The organism is Aeromicrobium halocynthiae, assembly GCF_039531385.1.
Lineage (GTDB): Bacteria > Actinomycetota > Actinomycetes > Propionibacteriales > Nocardioidaceae > Aeromicrobium > Aeromicrobium halocynthiae.
This window is the reverse complement of sequence record NZ_BAAAPY010000009.1, coordinates 66,590-86,789: the sequence shown is the minus strand read 5'-3', so window position 1 is coordinate 86,789 and position 20,200 is coordinate 66,590. Positions and strand designations below refer to the sequence as shown.

Annotated in this window: 18 protein-coding genes and 1 tRNA gene; 9 read left to right on the top strand and 10 right to left on the bottom strand. The window is 71.0% G+C overall.

The window, feature by feature from the left end; all coding sequences use genetic code 11:
- Positions 1-63 precede the first annotated feature (63 nt).
- The 4 genes from ABD213_RS12300 to ABD213_RS12285 all read right to left on the bottom strand — a co-directional run bounded on the left by ABD213_RS12300 (position 64) and on the right by ABD213_RS12285 (position 6,317).
- Positions 64-240, bottom strand: coding sequence for a DUF6104 family protein (locus ABD213_RS12300; protein WP_344329032.1), 177 nt, complete (start codon positions 238-240; stop codon positions 64-66).
- Between the two features lie 65 nt (positions 241-305).
- Complete coding sequence (locus tag ABD213_RS12295; protein ID WP_344329030.1) at positions 306-4,091, bottom strand: multifunctional oxoglutarate decarboxylase/oxoglutarate dehydrogenase thiamine pyrophosphate-binding subunit/dihydrolipoyllysine-residue succinyltransferase subunit; 3,786 nt, start codon at positions 4,089-4,091, stop codon at positions 306-308.
- A gap of 189 nt (positions 4,092-4,280) precedes the next feature.
- On the bottom strand, positions 4,281-4,727 hold the full coding sequence (locus tag ABD213_RS12290) for an OsmC family peroxiredoxin (RefSeq protein WP_344329028.1): 447 nt from the start codon (positions 4,725-4,727) through the stop codon (positions 4,281-4,283).
- A gap of 87 nt (positions 4,728-4,814) precedes the next feature.
- Positions 4,815-6,317: a flavin-containing monooxygenase gene (locus ABD213_RS12285; protein WP_344329025.1), complete on the bottom strand. Its 1,503-nt coding sequence runs from the start codon at positions 6,315-6,317 to the stop codon at positions 4,815-4,817.
- 121 nt (positions 6,318-6,438) lie between these two features.
- Here ABD213_RS12285 and ABD213_RS12280 point away from each other — a divergent pair, with 121 nt between their 5' ends.
- Positions 6,439-7,662 carry a PucR family transcriptional regulator gene (locus ABD213_RS12280; RefSeq protein WP_344329023.1) on the top strand — a complete coding sequence of 408 codons (1,224 nt, stop codon included), beginning with the start codon at positions 6,439-6,441 and terminating at the stop codon, positions 7,660-7,662.
- A 486-nt stretch (positions 7,663-8,148) separates the two neighbouring features.
- On the opposite strand, the gene ABD213_RS12275 is transcribed toward ABD213_RS12280, so the two are convergent.
- Complete coding sequence (locus ABD213_RS12275; protein ID WP_344329020.1) at positions 8,149-8,433, bottom strand: helix-turn-helix transcriptional regulator; 285 nt, start codon at positions 8,431-8,433, stop codon at positions 8,149-8,151.
- 128 nt (positions 8,434-8,561) lie between these two features.
- Here ABD213_RS12275 and ABD213_RS12270 point away from each other — a divergent pair, with 128 nt between their 5' ends.
- Together ABD213_RS12270 and ABD213_RS12265 are read left to right on the top strand one after the other, a co-directional pair.
- Entirely contained in the window at positions 8,562-9,635 is a 1,074-nt protein-coding gene (locus tag ABD213_RS12270) for a sodium-dependent bicarbonate transport family permease (RefSeq protein WP_344329017.1), read from the top strand.
- Positions 9,632-10,516: an SDR family oxidoreductase gene (locus ABD213_RS12265; protein ID WP_344329013.1), complete on the top strand. Its 885-nt coding sequence runs from the start codon at positions 9,632-9,634 to the stop codon at positions 10,514-10,516. The genes ABD213_RS12270 and ABD213_RS12265 overlap by 4 nt, the downstream gene beginning before the upstream one ends.
- A gap of 698 nt (positions 10,517-11,214) precedes the next feature.
- Here the strand turns inward: ABD213_RS12265 and ABD213_RS12260 are convergent.
- Positions 11,215-11,286: transfer RNA gene (locus tag ABD213_RS12260), tRNA-Arg, on the bottom strand.
- Positions 11,287-11,363: 77 nt separating this feature from the next.
- On the opposite strand from ABD213_RS12260, the gene ABD213_RS12255 reads away from it, so the two are divergent.
- From ABD213_RS12255 to lysA, 3 genes are read left to right on the top strand one after another with little or no spacing between them, the layout of a single operon-like run.
- A complete protein-coding gene (locus tag ABD213_RS12255) occupies positions 11,364-11,750 on the top strand; it encodes a response regulator transcription factor (RefSeq protein ID WP_344329011.1) in 387 nt (128 codons plus the stop codon).
- Between the two features lie 44 nt (positions 11,751-11,794).
- Positions 11,795-13,459, top strand: coding sequence for an arginine--tRNA ligase (gene argS, locus ABD213_RS12250; protein ID WP_344329008.1), 1,665 nt, complete (start codon positions 11,795-11,797; stop codon positions 13,457-13,459).
- Positions 13,460-13,461: 2 nt separating this feature from the next.
- A complete protein-coding gene (gene lysA, locus ABD213_RS12245; RefSeq protein WP_344329005.1) occupies positions 13,462-14,856 on the top strand; it encodes a diaminopimelate decarboxylase in 1,395 nt (464 codons plus the stop codon).
- Positions 14,857-14,859: 3 nt separating this feature from the next.
- On the opposite strand, the gene ABD213_RS12240 is transcribed toward lysA, so the two are convergent.
- Genes ABD213_RS12240 through ABD213_RS12225 form a run of 4 tightly spaced genes read right to left on the bottom strand, consistent with a single transcriptional unit; the run spans position 14,860 to position 16,815 of the window.
- Entirely contained in the window at positions 14,860-15,174 is a 315-nt protein-coding gene (locus ABD213_RS12240; protein ID WP_344329002.1) for an AzlD domain-containing protein, read from the bottom strand.
- On the bottom strand, positions 15,171-15,845 hold the full coding sequence (locus ABD213_RS12235; RefSeq protein WP_344329000.1) for an AzlC family ABC transporter permease: 675 nt from the start codon (positions 15,843-15,845) through the stop codon (positions 15,171-15,173). The genes ABD213_RS12240 and ABD213_RS12235 overlap by 4 nt, the downstream gene beginning before the upstream one ends.
- A 53-nt stretch (positions 15,846-15,898) precedes the next feature.
- Positions 15,899-16,363 (bottom strand): redox-sensitive transcriptional activator SoxR, encoded by a 465-nt coding sequence (gene soxR / locus ABD213_RS12230; RefSeq protein ID WP_344328997.1) that lies wholly within the window; start codon positions 16,361-16,363, stop codon positions 15,899-15,901.
- Positions 16,360-16,815 carry a hypothetical protein gene (locus ABD213_RS12225; RefSeq protein WP_344328995.1) on the bottom strand — a complete coding sequence of 152 codons (456 nt, stop codon included), beginning with the start codon at positions 16,813-16,815 and terminating at the stop codon, positions 16,360-16,362. The genes soxR and ABD213_RS12225 overlap by 4 nt, the downstream gene beginning before the upstream one ends.
- An 88-nt stretch (positions 16,816-16,903) precedes the next feature.
- Between ABD213_RS12225 and ABD213_RS12220 the strand changes: the two genes are divergently transcribed.
- From ABD213_RS12220 to thrB, 3 genes are read left to right on the top strand one after another with little or no spacing between them, the layout of a single operon-like run.
- On the top strand, positions 16,904-18,223 hold the full coding sequence (locus tag ABD213_RS12220; protein ID WP_344328993.1) for a homoserine dehydrogenase: 1,320 nt from the start codon (positions 16,904-16,906) through the stop codon (positions 18,221-18,223).
- Positions 18,223-19,317, top strand: coding sequence for a threonine synthase (gene thrC, locus ABD213_RS12215; protein ID WP_344328991.1), 1,095 nt, complete (start codon positions 18,223-18,225; stop codon positions 19,315-19,317). Before ABD213_RS12220 ends, thrC begins: the two co-directional genes overlap by 1 nt.
- A complete protein-coding gene (thrB, locus tag ABD213_RS12210) occupies positions 19,314-20,192 on the top strand; it encodes a homoserine kinase (RefSeq protein ID WP_344328989.1) in 879 nt (292 codons plus the stop codon). Before thrC ends, thrB begins: the two co-directional genes overlap by 4 nt.
- Positions 20,193-20,200: the final 8 nt, after the last annotated feature.

Sequence of the window (20,200 nt, the reverse complement as noted above, 5' to 3'; positions counted from 1 at the left end):
CGCCGTCTCAAAGTCCCCCGATTGCGCCAGTCGCGGAGGCCCGGGGCGGTGTGGCGGGGTGGGTCAGTCCTCGTCGTCGTCGAGGCGGGCGAGCCAGGTGGCGAGGCGTTCGGTAGCGGCCTCGAACTCGGGGTGGAGGTCGACGAACTCGACCATGCGGTCGGCCAGCCAGGAGAGGGAGACCTCCTCCTCGCCGCGACGCTTCTGCAGCTCCTCGATGCCTCGGTCGGTGAAGTACATGCTCCTCCAGGGGGACGACGTGGGGCCCGGGTCGACGACCCGGGCCCCACGTCACGGTGTGCGGGTCAGGCGAAGGCCTGGTCCATGAGCTCCTTGTGCTCCTGGTCGTGGCGCGCCTTCGAACCGACGGCCGTCGTCGAGGACTCCGGACGGGTCACGGACACGATCCGACGGTCGCCGAGCTCGGCCGGGTAGTGCATCGCGACGTGCGGCCACGGGCCCTGGTTGACGGGCTCGTCCTGGACCCAGCGGACCTCCTTGAGGCCGGAGAACCGGGCCAGCTCGGACTTCAGCTCCTCGATCGGACGCGGGTACAGCTGCTCGATGCGCACGATCGCCGTCCGCGGCTCGTCGCCCTCGCGCTTCTTGCGCTCGGCGAACAGCTCCCATGCGATCTTGCCCGAGCACAGCAGCACCCTCTCGACGCGCTCGGCGTCGACGGTCTCGTCGCCGAGGACGGGTCGCCACCGTCCCGACGTGAAGTCCTCGGGCTGGGAGGCGGCGGCCTTGCTGCGCAGCATCGACTTCGGCGTGAAGACGATGAGCGGCCGGTGCTCGGACTCCAGCGTCTGCTTGCGCAGCAGGTGGAAGTACGACGCGGGCGTCGACGGCTGGGCGATGGTCATCTCGTCGTTGGCCGCGAGCGTCAGGAAGCGCTCGATCCGACCCGAGGAGTGGTCCGGGCCCTGACCCTCGTAGCCGTGCGGCAGGAGCAGCACGACGCCGGACTTCTGACCCCACTTGGTCTCGCCGGAGGAGATGTACTCGTCGATCACCGACTGGGCGCCGTTGACGAAGTCGCCGAACTGCGCCTCCCACATCGTCAGCGCCTCCGGCCGGGCCACGGAGTAGCCGTACTCGAAGCCGAGGGCGGCGTACTCGCTCAGCAGCGAGTCGTAGATGTAGAACGTCGCCTGGTCGTCTCCGACGTGCGCCAGCGGCGTCCACTCGCTGCCGTTGGCGCGATCGATGATGGTCGCGAACCGGGAGGAGAAGGTGCCGCGACGCGAGTCCTGCCCGGCCATGCGGACGGGCCGGCCCTCGAGCAGCAGCGAGCCGAGCGCGATGATCTCGCCGGTGCCCCAGTCGATCGGTCCCGCCGAGATCGACTGCGCCCGGCGCTGCAGCTGCGGCAGGACCTTCGGGTGGACGGTGAACCCGTCGGGGACCGCGGTGTAGGCGTCGGCGACGGCCTTGAGCGTCTCCTGCGAGACGGCCGTCACCAGTCCGGCGGCGGGCTCCTCGGGCTTCTCGGGGTAGTCCGGGGTGCGCGTGTAGGAGGGATCGGAGGACGCCTGCTTGACGTCGGCGAAGTTGCGCTCGAGCTGCGCCTGGTAGTCCGCGAGGGCCTCCTCGGCCTCCTCCAGCGTGATGTCGCCACGACCGACGAGCGCCTCGGTGTACAGCTTGCGCACCGACTTCTTGGCGCTGATCGTGTCGTACATCAACGGCTGGGTGAAGCTCGGGTCGTCGCCCTCGTTGTGGCCGCGACGGCGGTAGCAGACGAGGTCGATCACGACGTCCTTCTTGAACGTCTTGCGGTAGGAGTACGCCAGCTCGGCCACCCGGATGCAGGCCTCGGGATCGTCGCCGTTGACGTGGAAGATCGGCGCCTGGATCATGCGCGCGACGTCGGTGCAGTACGTGGACGAGCGCGACGACGAGGGGCTCGTGGTGAACCCGACCTGGTTGTTGACGATGACGTGGATCGTGCCGCCCGTGCGGTAGCCGCGCAGCTGGCTGAGGTTGAGGGTCTCGGCCACGACGCCCTGGCCCGCGAAGGCCGCGTCGCCGTGGACGAGCACCGGCAGGACCGGGAACGCCTCGCCCTGGTTGAGCCGGTCCTGCTTGGCCCGGGTGATGCCCTCCAGCACCGGGTTGACGACCTCCAGGTGCGACGGGTTGGCCGCGACCGAGACCTTGATGGCGTCGCCCTTCTCGGAGGTGTACTCACCCTCGACCCCGAGGTGGTACTTGACGTCGCCGGAGCCCTGGACGGTGCTGGGGTCGATGTTGCCCTCGAACTCGCGGAAGACCTGGCCCGCGCTCTTGCCGGCGATGTTGACCAGGACGTTGAGGCGCCCACGGTGGGCCATGCCGATGCAGACCTCGTCGAGGCCGTCGCTGGCCGCCTCCTCGCAGATCTCGTCGAGCAGGGGCACGGTGGTCTCGCCACCCTCGAGGCTGAAGCGCTTCTGCCCGACGAACTTCGTCTGCAGGAACGTCTCGAAGGCCTCGGCCTGGTTGAGCTTCTGCAGGATCCGCAGCTGCTCCTCGCGCGGGGGCTTGGTGTGCCCGATCTCGATGCGGTCCTGCAGCCACTGGCGCTCGGCCGGGTCCTGGATGTGCATGTACTCCAAGCCGATGGTGCGGCAGTAGGAGTCGCGCAGGACGCCGAGGATCTCGCGCAGCTTCATGAACCGCTTGCCCGAGCCGTTCGCGAAGGAGCCGGTGGCGAACTCGCGGTCGAGGTCCCACAGCGTCAGGCCGTGCTGGGCGACGTCGAGGTCGGGGTGGCTGCGCTGGCGGTACTCCAACGGGTTGGTGTCGGCCATGAGGTGGCCGCGCACGCGGTAGGCGTGGATGAGCTCGAGCACGCGGGCCTGGCGGTGGACCTCGTCGTCGTGGCTGACCGGGATGTCACGCGCCCACCGGATCGGCTCGTAGGGGATCCGCAGCTCCTGGAAGATCTCGTCGTAGAAGCCGTCCTCGCCCAGCAGGAGCTGGTGGATGCGGCGCAGGAACTCACCGGACTGCGCACCCTGGATGACGCGGTGGTCGTAGGTGGAGGTGAGGGTCATCATCTTGGAGATGGCCAACTGCGCCAGCGTGTGCTCCGAGGCACCCTGGAACTCCGGCGGGTACTCCATGGAGCCGACGCCGACGATGACGCCCTGACCCTTCATGAGGCGCGGCACGGAGTGGTTGGTGCCGATGCCGCCGGGGTTGGTGAGGCTCACGGTGGTGCCGAGGAAGTCGGCGACCTCGAGCTTGCCGTCGCGGGCCTTCTTGACCATCGCCTCGTAGGCCTGCCAGAAACCGGCGAACCCGAGCGTCTCCGCAGCCTTGATCGAGGGGACCAGGAGCTGGCGGTCACCCTTGGCGTTCTTGGTGTCGATGGCGAGGCCGAAGTTGACGTGCTCGGGCTTGAGCTGGACCGGCTTGCCCTTGTCGTCGACGTCGTAGCCGGTGTTCATCTCCGGCATCGCGGACAGGGCGCGCACCACGGCGTAGCCGATGAGGTGGGTGAAGGAGACCTTCCCGCCGCGGGCGCGGGCGAGGTGGTTGTTGATCACCGTGCGGTTGTCGAACAGCAGCTTGACCGGGACCGACCGGACGCTCGTGGCGGTGGGGACCTCGAGGCTGGCGTCCATGTTGGCCGCCGTGCGCGCCGGGGCACCCTTGAGACTGATCCGCTGGACCTCACCGGGACCGGTGGGCTTGTCGGGCGCGGGCTTGTCCTTCGTGGCGGCAGCGGCCTTCGGCGCGGGCTTGCCGCTCGTGGCGGCGCTCGGCTTCTCGGCGGGCGGCGTCTTCTTCTCGGGCGCCTTCTTCGCGGGCGCCTTGCCCTGGGGAGCCTCGCCCCGAGCAGCCGACGCCCCGGGAGCCTTCTGCCCGGGAGCCTTCTGCTCGGGCGCCTTCTTCTCGGGGGCCTTCTGCTCGCGGGGCTGCGTCGCGGTCGACGAGCGGCCGTTGGCCGAGCCGTTCAGCGCGGCGCCCTCACCCTCCTCGAAGAAGGTCTTCCACGACGCGTCGACGGACGCGGGGTCGGACTGGTACCGGTCGTACATCTCCTCGACCAACCACGCGTTGGTTCCGAAGTCGGGAGATGCCTGTGAGGACTCGGCCACGGCCAGAATCGCCTCTTCCACTGATCGCCTTCGCACCCGGACGAGGTGCCGCTCTAGCCTATCGCGCCCGTCCTCGCTCGCCAGGTGCGGCATCGGCCTGTCGGCGGGCGGTCGGACGACTGCGGCGGACGGCCCCGGCCCCACGTCGACGGGCTCGGCGTCGACGCGAGGCCGGGCGTGCCGTCGAGCTCAGCCGTTCTCGAGCGTGGCGTCGAGCGTGATGGTGTCGACGCCGGCCAGGGCCTTGCTGAGCGGGCAGGACTCCTTGGCCTCGTTGGCCGCCTCCTGGAAGCCGGCGTCGTCGATCCCGTCGACCTCGGCCGTCACCGTCAGGGCGATGGTGTGGATCCTGAACCCACCGGCGGGGTCCTCTCCGAGGGAGACGTCCGCCGTCGTCTCGATGGACTGCACGGTGCCGCCGGCCTGGCCGAGCAGGGCCGCGAGCTGCATCGAGTAGCACGACGAGTGTGCCGCGCCGAGGAGCTCCTCGGGGTTGGTGGCGTCGCCACCGTCCTGCGACGAGCGCTTGGGGAAGGACATCTCGAACGTGCCGAGTCCGGAGCTGGTGAGCTCGACCTGGCCCTTTCCGTCCTCGAATCCGCCGTCCCAGGCGGTGCGGGCTGAGCGAGTGGGCATGGTGCCTCCTGACATGGGTGGGTGACGACTCGACGCTAGTGCGCGGCGACGATCCCACAAGCCGAGCGACGGTCTCCCTCGGGTGACTCAGGAGGCGGTCGCCACGGCGTCCTGGCGCGTCGACGAGGGGTCCGCGTCGAAGTGCAGGAACTCGTCGACGACCGGCGTCGACGCGACGAGCTTGACGTCGTCGAGGTAGCTCATCGACATCTGCCACGGCGCACGGTCCCCCTGGCGGGGGAGGGTCTCGATGCTGCGCTGGACATACCCGGCCTCGAAGTCCAGGAGGGGTCGGGTCGGCATCGGCGGGGCCACTGGTCGGCAGACGGCGAGTCCGTGCTCGTCCATGTGGCGCAGCAGCGCGGTGAACTGCCGGCACAGCAGGTCGACCTTGAGGGTCCAGGAGGAGTTCGTGTACCCGACCGAGAACGCGAAGTTCGGGACGTCGGAGAGCATCATGCCCTTGTAGGCGACATGGTCCGGTGCGTGGAAGTCCTCGCCGTCGACGGCCAGGTCGATGCCGCCGAACAGCGACAGCTTCAGGCCGGTCGCGGTGACGATGACGTCGGCCTCGAGCTCCTCGCCGGACTCGAGCCGGATCCCTCGCTCGGTGAACGTGGCGATGCGGTCGGTGACGACCGACGCCCGACCCTGACGGAGCGTGCGGAAGAGGTCGCCGTCGGGCACGGCACACAGGCGCTGGTCCCACGGGTCGTACGGCGGGTTGAAGTGGGTGTCGACGTCGACGTGGTCGGGCAGGAGTCGCTGGTTGACCCGGCGGATGAGGGCCCGGGACGCCTTCGGGAACCGTTGCGCGAGGGAGAAGACCAGTCGCTGCTGCCAGATGTAGCGGGCGCGGACGGCGGCGAAGCCCCGCCGGCGGCCGATCAGCCTCGGCAGCACGGTCGCCATCGTGTCGGTGCCGGGCACCGGCATGATGTAGGTGGGGGTGCGCTGCAGCATCGTGACGTGCTCGGCTCCCTGCTCTGCGAGGGCCGGCACGAGCGTCACGGCCGTCGCACCGGAGCCGATGACCACGAACCGCTTCCCGCTCGGGTCGAGGTCCTCGGGCCAGTGCTGCGGGTGGACGAGGGGGCCCTCGTAGCGGTCGCGGCCCGGCAGGTCGGGGGTGTAACCCTCGTCGTAGTCGTAGTAGCCGGTCGCACCGAAGATCCATCGCGCGTGGATCTCGACCCGCTCGCCATCCTCCCGCTCGACCTGGACGATCCAGCGGGCGGCGTCGCTCGACCAGTCCGCGCGCACGACGCGGTGGCGGTAGCGGATGTTCTCCTCGACGCGGTACTCGCGTGCCGTCTCGCGCAGGTAGGTGAGGATCTTGTCGGCCGAGGCGATGGCCTGGTCGTCCTGCCAGGGGCGGAAGTCGTAGCCGAAGGTGAAGAGGTCGGAGTCGGAGCGGATGCCGGGGTAGCGGAACAGGTCCCACGTGCCGCCCGAGGCCTCGCGAGCCTCCAGGACGGCGTAGTCCGTGCCCGGCCGCTCCATCGTGAGGTGGCAGGCGGCGCCGATGCCGGAGATCCCGGAACCGATGATCAGGACCTCGAGATCCTCGGCGGGTGTGGTGGTGGTCATGGGGCCTCCTCGGCGGCGGGGCCTCCATCGTCGCGGCTCCGCGACTCCATCCACCAGGGATGATCATCACCCTTTCCGCACTATCCTGGTGCATAGTGCACCACTGGACTACCCTCGTTGGATGGACGGCGAGGCGGGACGCGCGATCTCGGCCCGGGTGCGTGAGCTCATCCGACAGGGCGCGGAGATCGGTCTGTCCACCAGCAGCCAGTGGGCCGAGGCCATCGACGCCGCCACGCTGACCGGACCCGCGGTCGCGACGGTCGCTGCCGACCCGTCGCTGGCCGAGGCCGTGCGTCGTGGCAACTTCGACAACCTCATGGCCTGGGCGGCGGCGAACGTCCGGGCACCCGGCGAACCGGTCCCCGCGAACGTCAGCGACGTGCAGCTCGACGTCACGCGCGACATGGTGCGGCGCGGGGTCTCCGACGTCGCCCTCGACGCGTATCGCACGGGTCAGAGCGTGGCGTGGCAGCGCTGGATGGACCTGTGCTTCGTCCTGACCGACGACGTCGAGGAGCTGCGTGAGCTGTTGTCGGTCACCGCCCGCTCCATGAGCGACTTCGTCGATGCCACGGTCACCGCGCTCGCCGAGCGCATGGCGGCCGAGAGCGACGACCTCCTGCTCGGCTCGCAGGCCGAACGCCGCGACCTCGTCGCCCTCGTCCTGCACGGGGCGCCGGTCAGCAGGTCGCGGGTGGAACGCGTGCTCGGTCACCGGTTGGAGGGCGGGCATCTCGCGGCGGTGCTGTGGCAGGAGGCGGCCGACGCCGACCTGGGCCGGCTCGAGGCCGCCGCGGAGCGTCTGATGCGGGGCGCGGGGACCCGGCGGCGACTGACGGTGCTGGCCGGGTCGAGCACGCTGTGGCTGTGGCTGCCCGTCCACGCCTCGCCGCCGGACGAGGCGTTGGCCGACGCCGCCCGCGACGGTGCGGTCCGGGTGGCGCTCGGGAACCCCGCCGTCGGGGTCGAGGGATTCCGGCGCAGCCACCGCGAGGCGATCGAGGCGCAGCGACTCGCGGTGCGGGCGTCGGCCCGGCCCGGATTGGTCACCTTCGACCAGGTCGAGGTGGCGGCCATCGTCGCCGGTGAGTCGTCGCTGTCGGGCGACTTCACCGAGCGGGTGCTCGGTCCGTTGGCCGAGGCGCCCGAGGACCTGCGCGAGACGGTGCGGGTCTACCTCGGCCTGCTCGGTAACGCCACCGCCACGGCGCAGAGGCTCTTCACCCACCGCAACACGGTGCTGCGCCGCCTGGAGCGTGCGAACGAGCTGCTCCCGCGGCCGCTCGGCGACGACCCGTTGCGGGTCGCGATGGCGCTCGAGGCGGTGCGCTGGCGGGGCTGAGCGCACTGTCGCCCCGCCGAGCCGTCGGTGACGATCGCTCGGCGGGGCGGCAGGCCCGCCCTGGCTCGGTCCTCATCCACGGAAGTTGATTCGTCAGCTGTGGTCGCGGTGATGCTGGCCGGCCTCGGCGATGCGCAGGGGTGCTGTCGGTGATGAAGGCGTGGTGGCGGTAGGTCGCGAACACCTCACCCCGGCGAGCGAGCACGCGCCGCACGACGGGCCCGGCCCTGGTGGCCGAGGCGTGGGGCATCGGGCAGGTCGTGCAGACCGGCGGACTCGGCCCGTCACGGCGCCGGCACCGAGCCAGCAGCCGACACCGGATGCGGGTCATCGAGGACAAGCCGGATCCTGTGGGAAGGTCGCACGTACGAGTGCTCCGCGTGAGCGGTGGAGGGTGACGTCGCCATCGGCATCCTCCCCTGCTCAGGAGGGCATTCTCGTTCTACGCCACACACACGACGCTCGCCGCGGCTGGTGGATCAGGGCTCAGCCGCCGAAGATGGTGAGGAGGTCGCTGACCATCGTCGTCGACTCCTCGGGATGGCGCAGGGGACCGTCGGGGTGCACGTCGTACCGGTTGCGACGGCCCACCTTGGTCCGACTCAGGTACCCCGCGTCCTCGAGGTCGCGCAGGATCGAGCGCGCCGCGCGCTCGGAGATGCCGACGCGCTCGCTCAGGTCCGTCAGCAGCACCCCTGGTTCGCGAGCGACGAGCACGAGCACGTGGCCGTGGTTGCTCAAGAAGGTCCACGAGGGTCGCTCGGACGTCACGTCATCACCCTAACGGGGCGCGTGTCGTACCTCACGTTCGGTTTACCGGAAGTTCAATGCCGGTAATCTACTTCCAGTTAATGACTGCTCACCCACGAGTCGTCACGTTCGACCACCCAGGAGTCGCGATGGACCTCAGCACGCTCAGCAACCTCACGGACCCCGTCATCCTGTTCTTCGTCCTCGGTCTTCTCGCCGGCTCCTTGCGATCGAACCTCGAGGTCCCGCCACCGGTGACGAAGTTCCTCTCCCTCTACCTGCTCATGGCCATCGGCTTCAAGGGCGGACAGGCCCTCGCCGAGTCCGGCCTCACCGCCACGGCGCTCACGGTCATCGCCATCGCGATGACGCTGTCGCTCGTCATCCCGGCCATCGGCTACCTCGTGCTGCGCAGACGCGTGAACCCCTTCGACGCCGCCGCGATCGCCGCCACGTACGGGTCGGTCAGCGCCGTGACGTTCATCGCGGCGTCGCAGGTCCTCACGGCGCGGGGGGACGCTCCCGGTGGCCACATGACGGTGGCGCTGGTGCTGATGGAGTCCCCAGCCATCGTCATGGCGGTCGTCCTCGCGGGCTGGGCGAGGTCGCAGGCCGCGAGCCGGCAGATCGCGACCGTCGGCGGCGGGGCGACGCCGCTCGCGACGGGCATCGGCGCGTCGTCGGGGTCCGAGGTCGCCGCGGGTCGTGCGGGGGGCCGGCCGGAGCGCTCCGAGGGGGTCGGAGGTGTGCTACGCGGAGCGTTCACCGAAGGGACCTTCCTCCTCCTGGTCGGTTCGTTGGTCATCGGTGCCGCTACCGGGCCCGCCGGCGGTGAGGCGATGACGCCGTTCATCAACGATATCTTCAAGGGTCTGCTCGCCTTCTTCCTGCTCGAGATGGGGCTGCTCGTCGCCCGACAGACGCGGGAGGTCAAGGGCATCCCACCGTTCCTGGTGGGCTTCGCGATCGTCATGCCGCTCGTCGGTGCGGGTCTCGCACTGCTGCTCGGATCGGCTGCCGGGCTCACGGTCGGGGACCTGACGCTCCTGATGGTGCTGGCCGCGAGCGGTTCCTACATCGTGGTGCCGGCAGTGGTGCGCTACGCGATCCCCGAAGCCCTGCCGTCGCGGTACCTGACCATGTCCCTCGCGATCACCTTCCCGTTCAACATCGTCGTCGGTATCCCGCTGTACCACGCCGTCGCAGAGATGATCGCGCGATGAGCGGCCCCGAGCCGGACCACGCCGCCACGAGTCCGCAGGAGCAGAGGGCGTCGTTGCTCGACGACAAGGTGGTCCTGGTGACCGGTGTCGTCACGACGGACAGCATCGCGTACGCCGTCGCCCTGCGGGCCCGAGAGCTCGGCGCCCAGGTCGTCCTCACCGGCCTGCACCGCGACCTGGCGTCGGCCGACAGCGTCGCCGCGTCCCTCGACCTCGACCCGGTGATCCCGTACGACGCTGCGCGTACGGAGGAGACGACCGGGCTCGTCGACGTCATCCGCGAACGGTTCGGCCGTCTGGACGGTGTGCTCCACGCCATCGCCTTCGCCCCTCGCGTGGCTCTCTCCGGGTCGATGCTGGGCGTCCACCCCGCCGAGCTGGAGAAGGCCTTCCGCACGAGCACGGTCTCGTACGCGGAGCTGGCTCGGGTGCTGCGTGACCTGGCTCCGGAGTCGGGAGGCAGTCTCGTCGGACTCGACTTCGATGCCGCGGGTGCCTGGTCGGTCTACAACTGGATGGGCGTCTGCAAGGCGGGCCTCGAAGCGCTCAACCGGTACCTGGCGCGCGACCTGGGCGCGGTCGGCATCCGCTCCAACCTCGTGGCGGCAGGACCCGTCCACACGCGTGCGGCGGGCGGGATCCCCGGTTTCGATGAGCTGCTCGAGGCGTGGTCGGACCGCTCGCCGCTCGTGTGGGACCCCCGTGACACCGCTCCGGTGGCCGACGCCGTCTGTTACCTGCTCTCGGACATGGCCCGAGCCGTGACGGGGGAGATCGTGCACGTCGACGGCGGGTACCACGCGATGGCCGGCCCGTTGGGGCGTCACCGACGGACAGGGCCACGGCTGTCGGGGGAGCGGGACGCAGGAGTGGCTTCCTGAGGCCGACGTCCGCACCGGTTCGCCGTTGACACCAGTGTCGATCTCCACGGCGGTGCACCGCCTCCTCGACTTCGTGCACCGGCTCCAGGTCTCGGACAGCCGGACCCGCTCCGTGGGTGCGGCTGTCCGCGATGTCCTGAGACATCACAGGGCATCGCCGGCAGTGTGCTGGCCCAGGACGTAGCCAACCCACGTCGCACGACATGGGAACGCCACGGGCCACGCTGCGTCGGGTGTCGAGAGCGACGTCGGTCATCACCTCACCGGCGGCATCGATGACGAGATCCTGACCTGGCTCGACGACTGCACCCGCAAGGCATCGGAGTCACCGCCCACCGACGGATCACCGGCTCGGCCGTGGTCGCTCAGGTCTGCCGAGCCGTCGCAGACGTTGGGATCCCGGCCTCGACCCTCAACGACGACGCCATGGTCCTTCTCGAAGCACTGCGTGCACGACCGAGCCAACCACCCCAGCACCCGAGGCAAGGCTCGAACGCTTTCAACGGACCCTCAAGAGATGGCTCCGCGCCCAGCCCGTCACGATCGCCGACCTGCACGTCCGCACGGTCAACGCCACGGCCGGAGAACTCCGGTGCGAACTGGACGTCGACACCAGCCGCGACGGCCGACCCCGCAGGACGACGAGACCTCCGACCCTGAGGGTTCGGAGGTTTCGGTGTCTGGAGACATCACCTGGGCACCCCCGGCAGGATTCGAACCTGCGCTCCCGCCTCCGGAGGGCGGTGCTCTATCCCCTGAGCTACGGGGGCCCGCGGTCCCGGCGTGGTCCGAGGACGTCTGCCGAACTGCCCCCCGAGCGTAGCGCACAGCCGATACCGTGAGGCTCGTGCCCACCGTCCTGGTCGTCGACGACACCGCATCGATCCGCTTCCTCATCCGCACGAACCTCGAGCTCGCGGGCTTCGAGGTGCGAGAGGCCGTCGACGGCATCGACTGCATCGAGCAGCTGCGCGCGGACGCGGCCGCCGGAACCCTGCCGGACGCGGTGACGGTCGACGAGATGATGCCGCGCCAGGGCGGGATGGTCACGGTCCGCGCCATCCGCGCAGACCCGGCGCTCGCCGACCTCACGGTGCTCATGGTGACGACCCAGAACATGCCCATGGACATCAAGCGCGGCATGGAGGCCGGCGCCGACGTCTACGTCACCAAGCCGTTCGACCCCGACGAGCTCATCGCGACCATCACCGACCTCATCGACTCCGAGGGCTGAGGACGAGACGCAGGACACCCGCCCGCCGTCGCTAGGATCGGCGGGTGACTCCCGACCAGCTCTCCACCGCCATCGTCAGTGCCCTCGGTCGGCTCGTCGACGACGGCCGACTCGCCCTGCCCGACGGTTTTCCTGCCGAGGTCCGCGTAGAGCGCCCCAAGGTCAAGGAGCACGGCGACTACGCCACCAACATCGCCCTGCAGCTCGCCAAGAAGGCCGGCCTGAACCCGCGCGACCTCGCCCAGTGGCTCGCCGCGGAGCTCGAGAGCGCCGACGGCATCGCGAGCGCGGAGGTCGCCGGACCGGGCTTCCTCAACCTGCGGGTCGCAGCCGGCGCGCAGGGTCAGGTCGCGGCCGTGGTGCTCGAGCGCGGCGGTGACTACGGGCGCAACGACTCCTACGCGGGCCAGCGGGTCAACCTCGAGTTCGTGAGCGCCAACCCGACCGGTCCCATCCACATCGGCGGAGTGCGGTGGGCGGCCGTGGGGGACTCCCTCGGACGCTTGCTGACCTTCGCCGGCGCCGACGTCACGCGCGAGTACTACTTCAACGACCACGGCGCGCAGATCGACCGGTTCGCACGGTCGCTGCTCGCCTCGGCCCGCGGCCAGGACGCGCCCGAGGACGGCTACGGGGGCCAGTACATCCACGACATCTCCGCCGACGTCGTCGCCCAGCACCCCGGCGCGGTGGCGCTGCCCGACGCCGAGGCCGTCGAGGTGTTCCGGGCCGCGGGCGTCGAGCTCATGTTCGCGGAGATCAAGCGGTCCCTGCACGACTTCGGCGTCGACTTCGACGTCTACTTCCACGAGAACGACCTGCACGCCTCCGGTGCCGTCGAGCGGGCGATCGGCCGGCTCGACGCGCTCGGCAAGATGTACGAGTCCGGCGGTGCCCGGTGGCTGAGGACGTCCGACTACGGCGACGACAAGGACCGTGTCGTCGTGAAGTCCGACGGTCAGCCCGCCTACATCTCCGGCGACCTCGCCTACTACCTCGACAAGCGCGAGCGTGGCTTCGACCGATGCCTGATCATGCTGGGCGCGGACCACCACGGCTACGTCTCGCGGATGATGGCGATGTGCGCCGCGTTCGGCGACGAGCCGGGCGTCAACCTCGAGATCCTCATCGGCCAGATGGTCAACCTGCTGCGCGACGGACAGCCGCTGAGGATGAGCAAGCGCGCCGGAACGGTCATCTCGCTCGAGGACCTGGTCGACGCGATCGGGATCGACGCCGCCCGGTACGCCCTGTCCCGCTACTCGACGGACTCGCCGATCGACCTCGACCTCGACTTGTGGGCCAGCACCACCAACGACAACCCCGTCTACTACGTCCAGTACGCCCACGCACGCCTCTCCAGCATCCTGCGCAACGCCGACGACCTCGCCATCGCGCACGGTCTCCAGAACTTCGACCCCGCACTCCTGGAGCACGAGAAGGAGGGCGACCTCCTGCGAGCGCTCGCGAGCTTCCCCGAGGTCGTCGCGCGTGCCGCCCAGCTGCGCGAGCCGCACCGCGTGGCCCGCTACCTGGAGAGCACGGCTGCCGCGTTCCACACCTTCTACGCCGTGTGCCGCGTCCTCCCGCAGGGCGACGAGGACGTCGCCGACGTCCACCGGGCCCGGCTGGTGCTCGTCGCGGCGACCCGGCAGGTGCTGGCGAACGGACTCGGCCTGCTCGGTGTCACGGCACCCGAGAGGATGTGAGCATGCGTTCCCACGAGGCAGGAGCCCTGCACGGTCAGGCCGGCGACCGCGGCCCCGCGTGGCTGCGGGTCCCCGACGACCCCGACGCCCTCGTCGAGCACCTCTGGTCGGCCGGTGTGGCCAAGTCCGACGGTGTCCTGTCGGTGGCAGGCGTCACGGCGCCGGAGCTGGCCCGCGAGTTCGGGACGCCGCTCTACGTCGTCGACGAGGCCGACTTCCGCGCCCGCGCACGTGCCTTCGCCGAGGCCTTCGCAGGGGTCGACGTCTTCTACGCCGCCAAGGCGTTCCTGTGCATCGCGACCGCCCGTTGGGTGGCCGAGGAGGGGTTGAACCTCGACGTCTGCACCGGCGGGGAGCTCGCGGTCGCCCTGCGCGCGGAGTTCCCGCCCGAGCGGATCGGACTGCACGGCAACAACAAGTCCGTCGCGGAGCTGCGTCGCGCACTCGAGGCCGGCGTGGGTCGCATCATCGTCGACAGCGCCGAGGAGATCGACCGACTCGCGGCACTGACCGAGGAGCTCGGCGTCCCGGCCCACGTCATGGTCCGCGTGACCGCCGGGGTCGAGGCCCACACGCACGAGTACATCTCCACCTCCCACGAGGACCAGAAGTTCGGCTTCTCGATCGCCGACGGTGCCGCGATGGACGCCGTCCGGCGCATCGCGGCGGTGCCCGGGCTGCACCTGCTCGGCCTGCACTCGCACATCGGCTCGCAGATCTTCGTCACCGACGGGTTCGAGGTCGCTGCCCGCCGGGTGCTGCGGCTGCACGCGCAGATCGCCGAGGAGCAGGGCGGCGCGCCGCCCGAGCTCGACCTCGGCGGCGGCTTCGGCATCGCGTACACCACGCAGGACCGGCCGGCGACGCCCGACGACCTCGCCCGCGGCCTGCTCAAGATCGTGGCCGACGAGTGCGCCGCGCTCGGTGTCGACGTGCCGCAGTTGTCGATCGAGCCGGGCCGCGCGATCGCGGGGCCCTCGACGTTCACGCTCTACGAGGTCGGCACCACCAAGGACGTCCGTCTCGACGGGGACGCCACCCGGCGCTACGTGTCGGTCGACGGCGGCATGAGCGACAACATCCGTCCCGCCCTGTACAGCGCCGACTACTCCTGCACGCTCGCCTCACGCTCCTCCGACGGACCGGCCGTGCTCAGTCGCGTCGTGGGCAAGCACTGCGAGTCCGGCGACATCGTCGTCAAGGACGAGTACCTGCCCGCCGACGTCGCGGCAGGGGACCTGATCGCCGTCCCCGGCACCGGGGCCTACTGCCGCTCCCTCGCGAGCAACTACAACCACGTCCCCCGACCGGCGGTCGTGGCCGTCAGGGACGGCGAGGCCCGCCTCGTGGTCCGTCGCGAGGACGAGGCCGACCTCCTGCGGCTCGACCTCGGCTGAGCCTCACGACATCCCGGCGAGCCGCAGCAGCGCGGTGACCGCCACCGCGACGCCGACGGTGACGACGACCGACGCCCCCCGCCAGGCGACGACCCCGGCCGCCGCCACGCCGATCGCGCTCGCGCCGGCCGTCCACCGCCCGTCGTCGGCGAGCACGGCCGTCACGACGAGCGCCGTGAGCAGGGCCGGCGCCATGAGGCCCACGACGCTCCCGAAGCGGGCCGGCAGGTCACGCCCACCGAGCAGCACCGGACCGGCGGCCTTGACCGCCGCCGTCGCCAGCGCGACACCACCGATCGTCACCCAGACCACGGTCATCGCTCGCCCCCTCGACGCAGGCCCCACAGCGCCGCGAGCCCAGCGGCGAGGACAGGCACACCGGGTGGCGCGACGGGCACGAGCGCGAGGGCGACGAGCCCGCCGGCGACGGCCACGCCGAGTCGGTCGCGGTCACGCAGCTCCGGGACGAGGATGGCCAGGAAGAACGCCGGGTAGACCGCGTCGAGGCCGAACCGCTCGAGGTCGCCGATGACGTCGCCGCCGTAGGCTCCGACGAGGGTCCCCAGCTGCCACGCGCCGTACTGGGGGAGGGTCGTGCCGAAGAGCCGCCACCGGTCGAAGGTGCCGTCGCCGTTGGACGCCACGGCCCACGACGAGTCGACGACCGCCTGACCCTGGACACCGCGCCACCACGCCCGCCCGGGCAGTGACGGGGCCAGCGCCACGCCCATCGGCAGGAACCTCGAGTTCATCAGGGTCGCCGCGGCCACGGCGGCGACCGGCCCGCCGCCGGCGCCGAGCACGGCCACGGCGGCGAACTGGGCCGACCCGGCGAAGACGATGACGGACATCGTGACGGCCGCCACGAGGCTGAACCCCGACTCTCGTGCCACCACCCCGAACGACATCGACAGCAGGAAGCCCGCGATGCCGAAGGCCACTCCGAGGCGCAGACCCTCGCGAAGGCTCGAACGGTCCGCGGGCGTCACCGGCGCAGTCTCGCACGGTGCCCTCGTCGGCTCTCAGGTCCCTCGGTCGTGCTTCAGCGCAACCCGCGTCGCGGCCCGGGTCCCTCCGCGGCGAGGTGGTCGCCCTCGTTGTAGAACGCACAGCTCGTGAGCGACAGGCAGCCGCAGCCGATGCAGCCGTCGAGCCGGTCACGCAGGTCCTGCAGCCGCTGGATCCGCTCGTCGAGGTCGTCGCGCCAGGAGTCGGTGAGCCGGGCCCAGTCCTGGGAGGTCGGGGTGCGGTCGCTCGGCAGGGTCGACAGGGCCTGCGACACCAGCTTCAGTGGGATGCCGAGCCGCTGCGAGAACTGGATGAACGCGACCCGTCGCAGGACGTCCCGGTGGTAGCGGCGCTGGTTGCCGCTCGTGCGCCGACTCGCGATGAGTCCCTCGCGCTCCCAGTAGTGGAGCGCCGAGACCGTCACGCCCGAACGCCGAGCGACCTCGCCGGGCGTCAGCTCCCGATGCCGCAGGTCGTCGTTCGTGGGGGCGCCCGTCATGCGACGCAGTAGGTCGCGGCGGCCGGGCCCTCGATGCGTTCCTCCGAGCGGAGGTCATCGTCGACCTCGACCTCGCACCGCACGAACGTGGACCACGGTGCGGTCTGCGCCCACACCTGGACGTAGGGTCCGTTGCCACGCTCGACCGTCGTGACGCTGACCGGTGAGCCGTCCTCGGACTCCCGGGTCACCTGCTCCCCGGCGGTCGTGACGTACGTGAAGGAGAAGGGCGCGTCCGAGGAGACCGAGATCGTGACGTTCACCTGGCGACGAGAGTCCTCCGACGAGACGGGCCCGGCATCGACGGCCGAGAGGGCAGCAGGGCGCTCCCGCGCCTCGCGGACGACGTCGACGCCGGCCGCGCTCGCCGCTGCGAGGACGAGCACGAACGCCGTGACCACGCCGACCTGCCATCGACGCTCGCGCCGACGTGCTGCGTCTGAGCGGGGCATGGGACAACCTTAGGCTCTGGCAGCCGTTCCGGTCTCACCGATGGCGGCTCTGCACCGGGCCGGACGCGACGCCGATACGCTACGGGACGTGAGCCCGACTCCAGCAGATCCCGACCGGCCCTTGCGCGTCGCCCTGCTCGGCTGTGGCGTCGTCGGCAGCGAGGTGGCCCGTCTGCTCACGCGCGACGCGTCCGAGCTCGCTCGACGTGTGGGAGCGCCCCTCGAGCTGGCCGGCATCGCCGTGCGCCGACCCGGGCGCGAACGCGACCTCGACCTCCCGGCCGAGCTGTTCACGACCGACGCCCACGCCTTGGTGGCACGTGAGGACATCGACCTCGTCATCGAGGTGATCGGGGGCATCGAGCCGGCTCGTGAGCTCATCGTCACGGCACTGGAGAACGGAGCCTCGGTCGTCACGGCCAACAAGGCGCTCCTCGCCGAGGACGGTGGCGAGCTGTTCGCGGCGGCGGCCAAGGCCGAGCGCGACCTCGCCTTCGAGGCGGCGGTCGCCGGTGCCATCCCGATCGTCCGGCCGCTCGTCGAGTCGCTCGCTGGCGACACCGTGCACCGGGTGCTGGGGATCGTCAACGGCACCACGAACTTCATCCTCGACGCCATGACCACCCACGGGTCCGGCTTCGAGGAGGTGCTGGAGGAGGCGCAGCGACTCGGGTACGCCGAGGCCGACCCGACCGCCGACATCGAAGGATTCGACGCCGCGTCCAAGGCCGCGATCCTGGCCTCGCTCGCCTTCCACAGCCGCGTCACGATCGGCGACGTGCACCGCGAGGGCATCGTCGAGGTCACCGCTGCCGACGTCCGATCGGCCGCGGAGATGGGCTGCGTCGTCAAGCTGCTGGCCATCTGCGAGCGCATCGACGGACCCGACGGCGCGGCTGTCTCCGCCCGCGTCCACCCCGCCATGATCCCGCTCGACCATCCGCTCGCGAGCGTCCGCGGGGCCTTCAACGCTGTCTTCGTGGAGAGCGAGTCCGCGGGCCAGCTGATGTTCTACGGGCCGGGGGCCGGGGGAGCCCCGACGGCGAGCGCGGTCCTCGGCGACGTGGTCTCCGTCGCCCGGAACCGCCTCAAGGGCGTGTGGGGGCCGGGGGAGTCCACCCACGCCCAGCTCGAGGTCCTCGAGATCGGACGCGCCACCACCCGGTACCACGTCCAGATCGACGTCGACGACCGCGCCGGCGTGCTCGCGGCCGTCGCTGCGGCCTTCGCTGAGTACGACGTCTCCATCAAGACCGTGCGTCAGGAGGGCCACGGCTCCGACGCGCAGCTGGTCATCGTCACCCACGAGGCGGCCGACGCCGACCTCGCAGCCGTGGTGGCCGGCCTGCGCGACCTCGACATGGTGCGCGACGTCTCGTCGGTGATGCGGGTCGAGGGGATGCTCTGATGGCGCAGGACGAGACCACCACCGCACGCGGGGCCCGGCCCTGGCGTGGGGTGATCGAGGAGTACCGCGACTGGCTGCCGGTCTCGGCCAAGACCCCCGTCGTCACCCTCGGCGAGGGTGGCACGCCGCTGGTCCACTCCGCGTGGTTGTCCGAGCTCGTCCGCGGCGAGGTGCACCTGAAGGTCGAGGGCAGCAACCCCACGGGGTCCTTCAAGGACCGCGGGATGACCGCCGCCATCTCCACGGCGCTGGAGGACGGCGCGCGGGCGGTCGTGTGTGCCTCGACGGGCAACACGTCGGCCTCCATGACCGCCTACGCCGCCCGCGCCGGGCTGACGCCCATCGTGCTCGTGCCGCTCGGCAAGATCGCCGCGGGCAAGATGGCCCAGGCCGTCATGCACGGCGCCGAGGTGATCCAGGTGCGCGGCGGGTTCGACGAGTGCCTGCAGATCTCCCGCGGCCTCGCCGAGGAGTATCCCGTCGCCCTCGTCAACTCCGTCAACCCGGTGCGCCTGCAAGGCCAGAAGACGGCCTCCTTCGAGATCGTCGACGTCCTGGGCCGCGCTCCCGACGTGCACGTCCTCCCCGTGGGTAACGCTGGGAACATCTCTGCCTACTGGCTGGGCTTCCGCGAGTACGCCGAGGCGGGCATGGCGGCGGGCACCCCGCAGATGTGGGGCTTCCAGGCCGCCGGCGCCGCTCCCATCGTCCGCGGTGCCCCGGTGCCGGACCCCGACACGATCGCCACGGCCATCCGCATCGGCAACCCTGCCTCGTGGCACCTCGCCGAGGCCGCACGCGACGAGTCCTCCGGCCGCATCGAGGCGGTCACCGACGAGCAGATCCTGCAGGCCCAGCGTCTGCTCGGGGCACGCGATGGTGTCTTCGTCGAGCCGGCGTCGGCCGCCGGCGTCGCGGGACTGCTCGCTGCCGCCGAGGCGGGACAGGTCGAGGCCGGCCTCACGGTCACCGTCACCGTGACCGGCCACGGCCTCAAGGACACGGAGACCGCCCTCAGCGGCGTGGACTCGATCGTCGACTCGGTCATCGACGCCGACGTCTCGGCTGCCGCCGAGGTCGCCGGACTCGCATGAGGTTCGTCGAGGCTCCGGTCACGGTGCAGGTGCCGGCCTCCAGCGCCAACCTGGGTCCCGGGTACGACAGCCTCGGCCTCGCACTGGCCGTGCACGACGAGCTCACCGCCGAGGTGCTTCCCGGCGAGGAGCTGCGCGTGGAGGTCTCCGGCGAGGGCGAGGGGGACGTCCCGCGCGACGAGGAGCACCTGGTGGTCCAGGCGATGGACGCCGCGTTCTCGCTCATGGGAGTCCCTCGTCCGGGCCTGACCCTGCGATGCACGAACCGGATCCCGCACGCCCGAGGCATGGGCTCGTCGTCCGCGGCGATCGTGGGCGGGATCGTCTTGGCGCGCGCACTCGTCCCCGCAGGGACGGAGCTGCTCGGCGACGGTGCCGCCTACCAGCTCGCCAACGACATCGAGGGCCATCCCGACAACGTCGCGGCGGCGATGTTCGGTGGTGTCACGATCGCCTGGACACAGGCGGCGGTCGTCGACGTGCAGCGACTCGACGTCTCTGCGCCCGTCACCCTCTTCGTGCCTCAGGACGCGGTGGCCACGCACGTCGCGCGGGGACTGCTGCCCGTCCAGGTGCCGCACGCCGACGCTGCGGCGAACGCTGCCCGGGCCGCCCTGCTCGTCGCCGCGCTGCTCGTCGATCCCGCCCGACTCCTGCCGGCCACCGAGGACCGCCTGCACCAGGGCTACCGGGCCCCGGCGATGCCTGACTCGCACAAGCTGCTCCGCCAGATGCGGGTCGAGGGCGTCCCCGCCGTCATCTCCGGGGCCGGTCCCACCGTGCTCGCGTTCGGACACGGTCTCGCCGACTGGGCACCTGCCGGGTGGACGGTCGTCGAGACCGAGGTGGCGTCACGAGGCGCCACCGTCGTGTGAGGCGCACC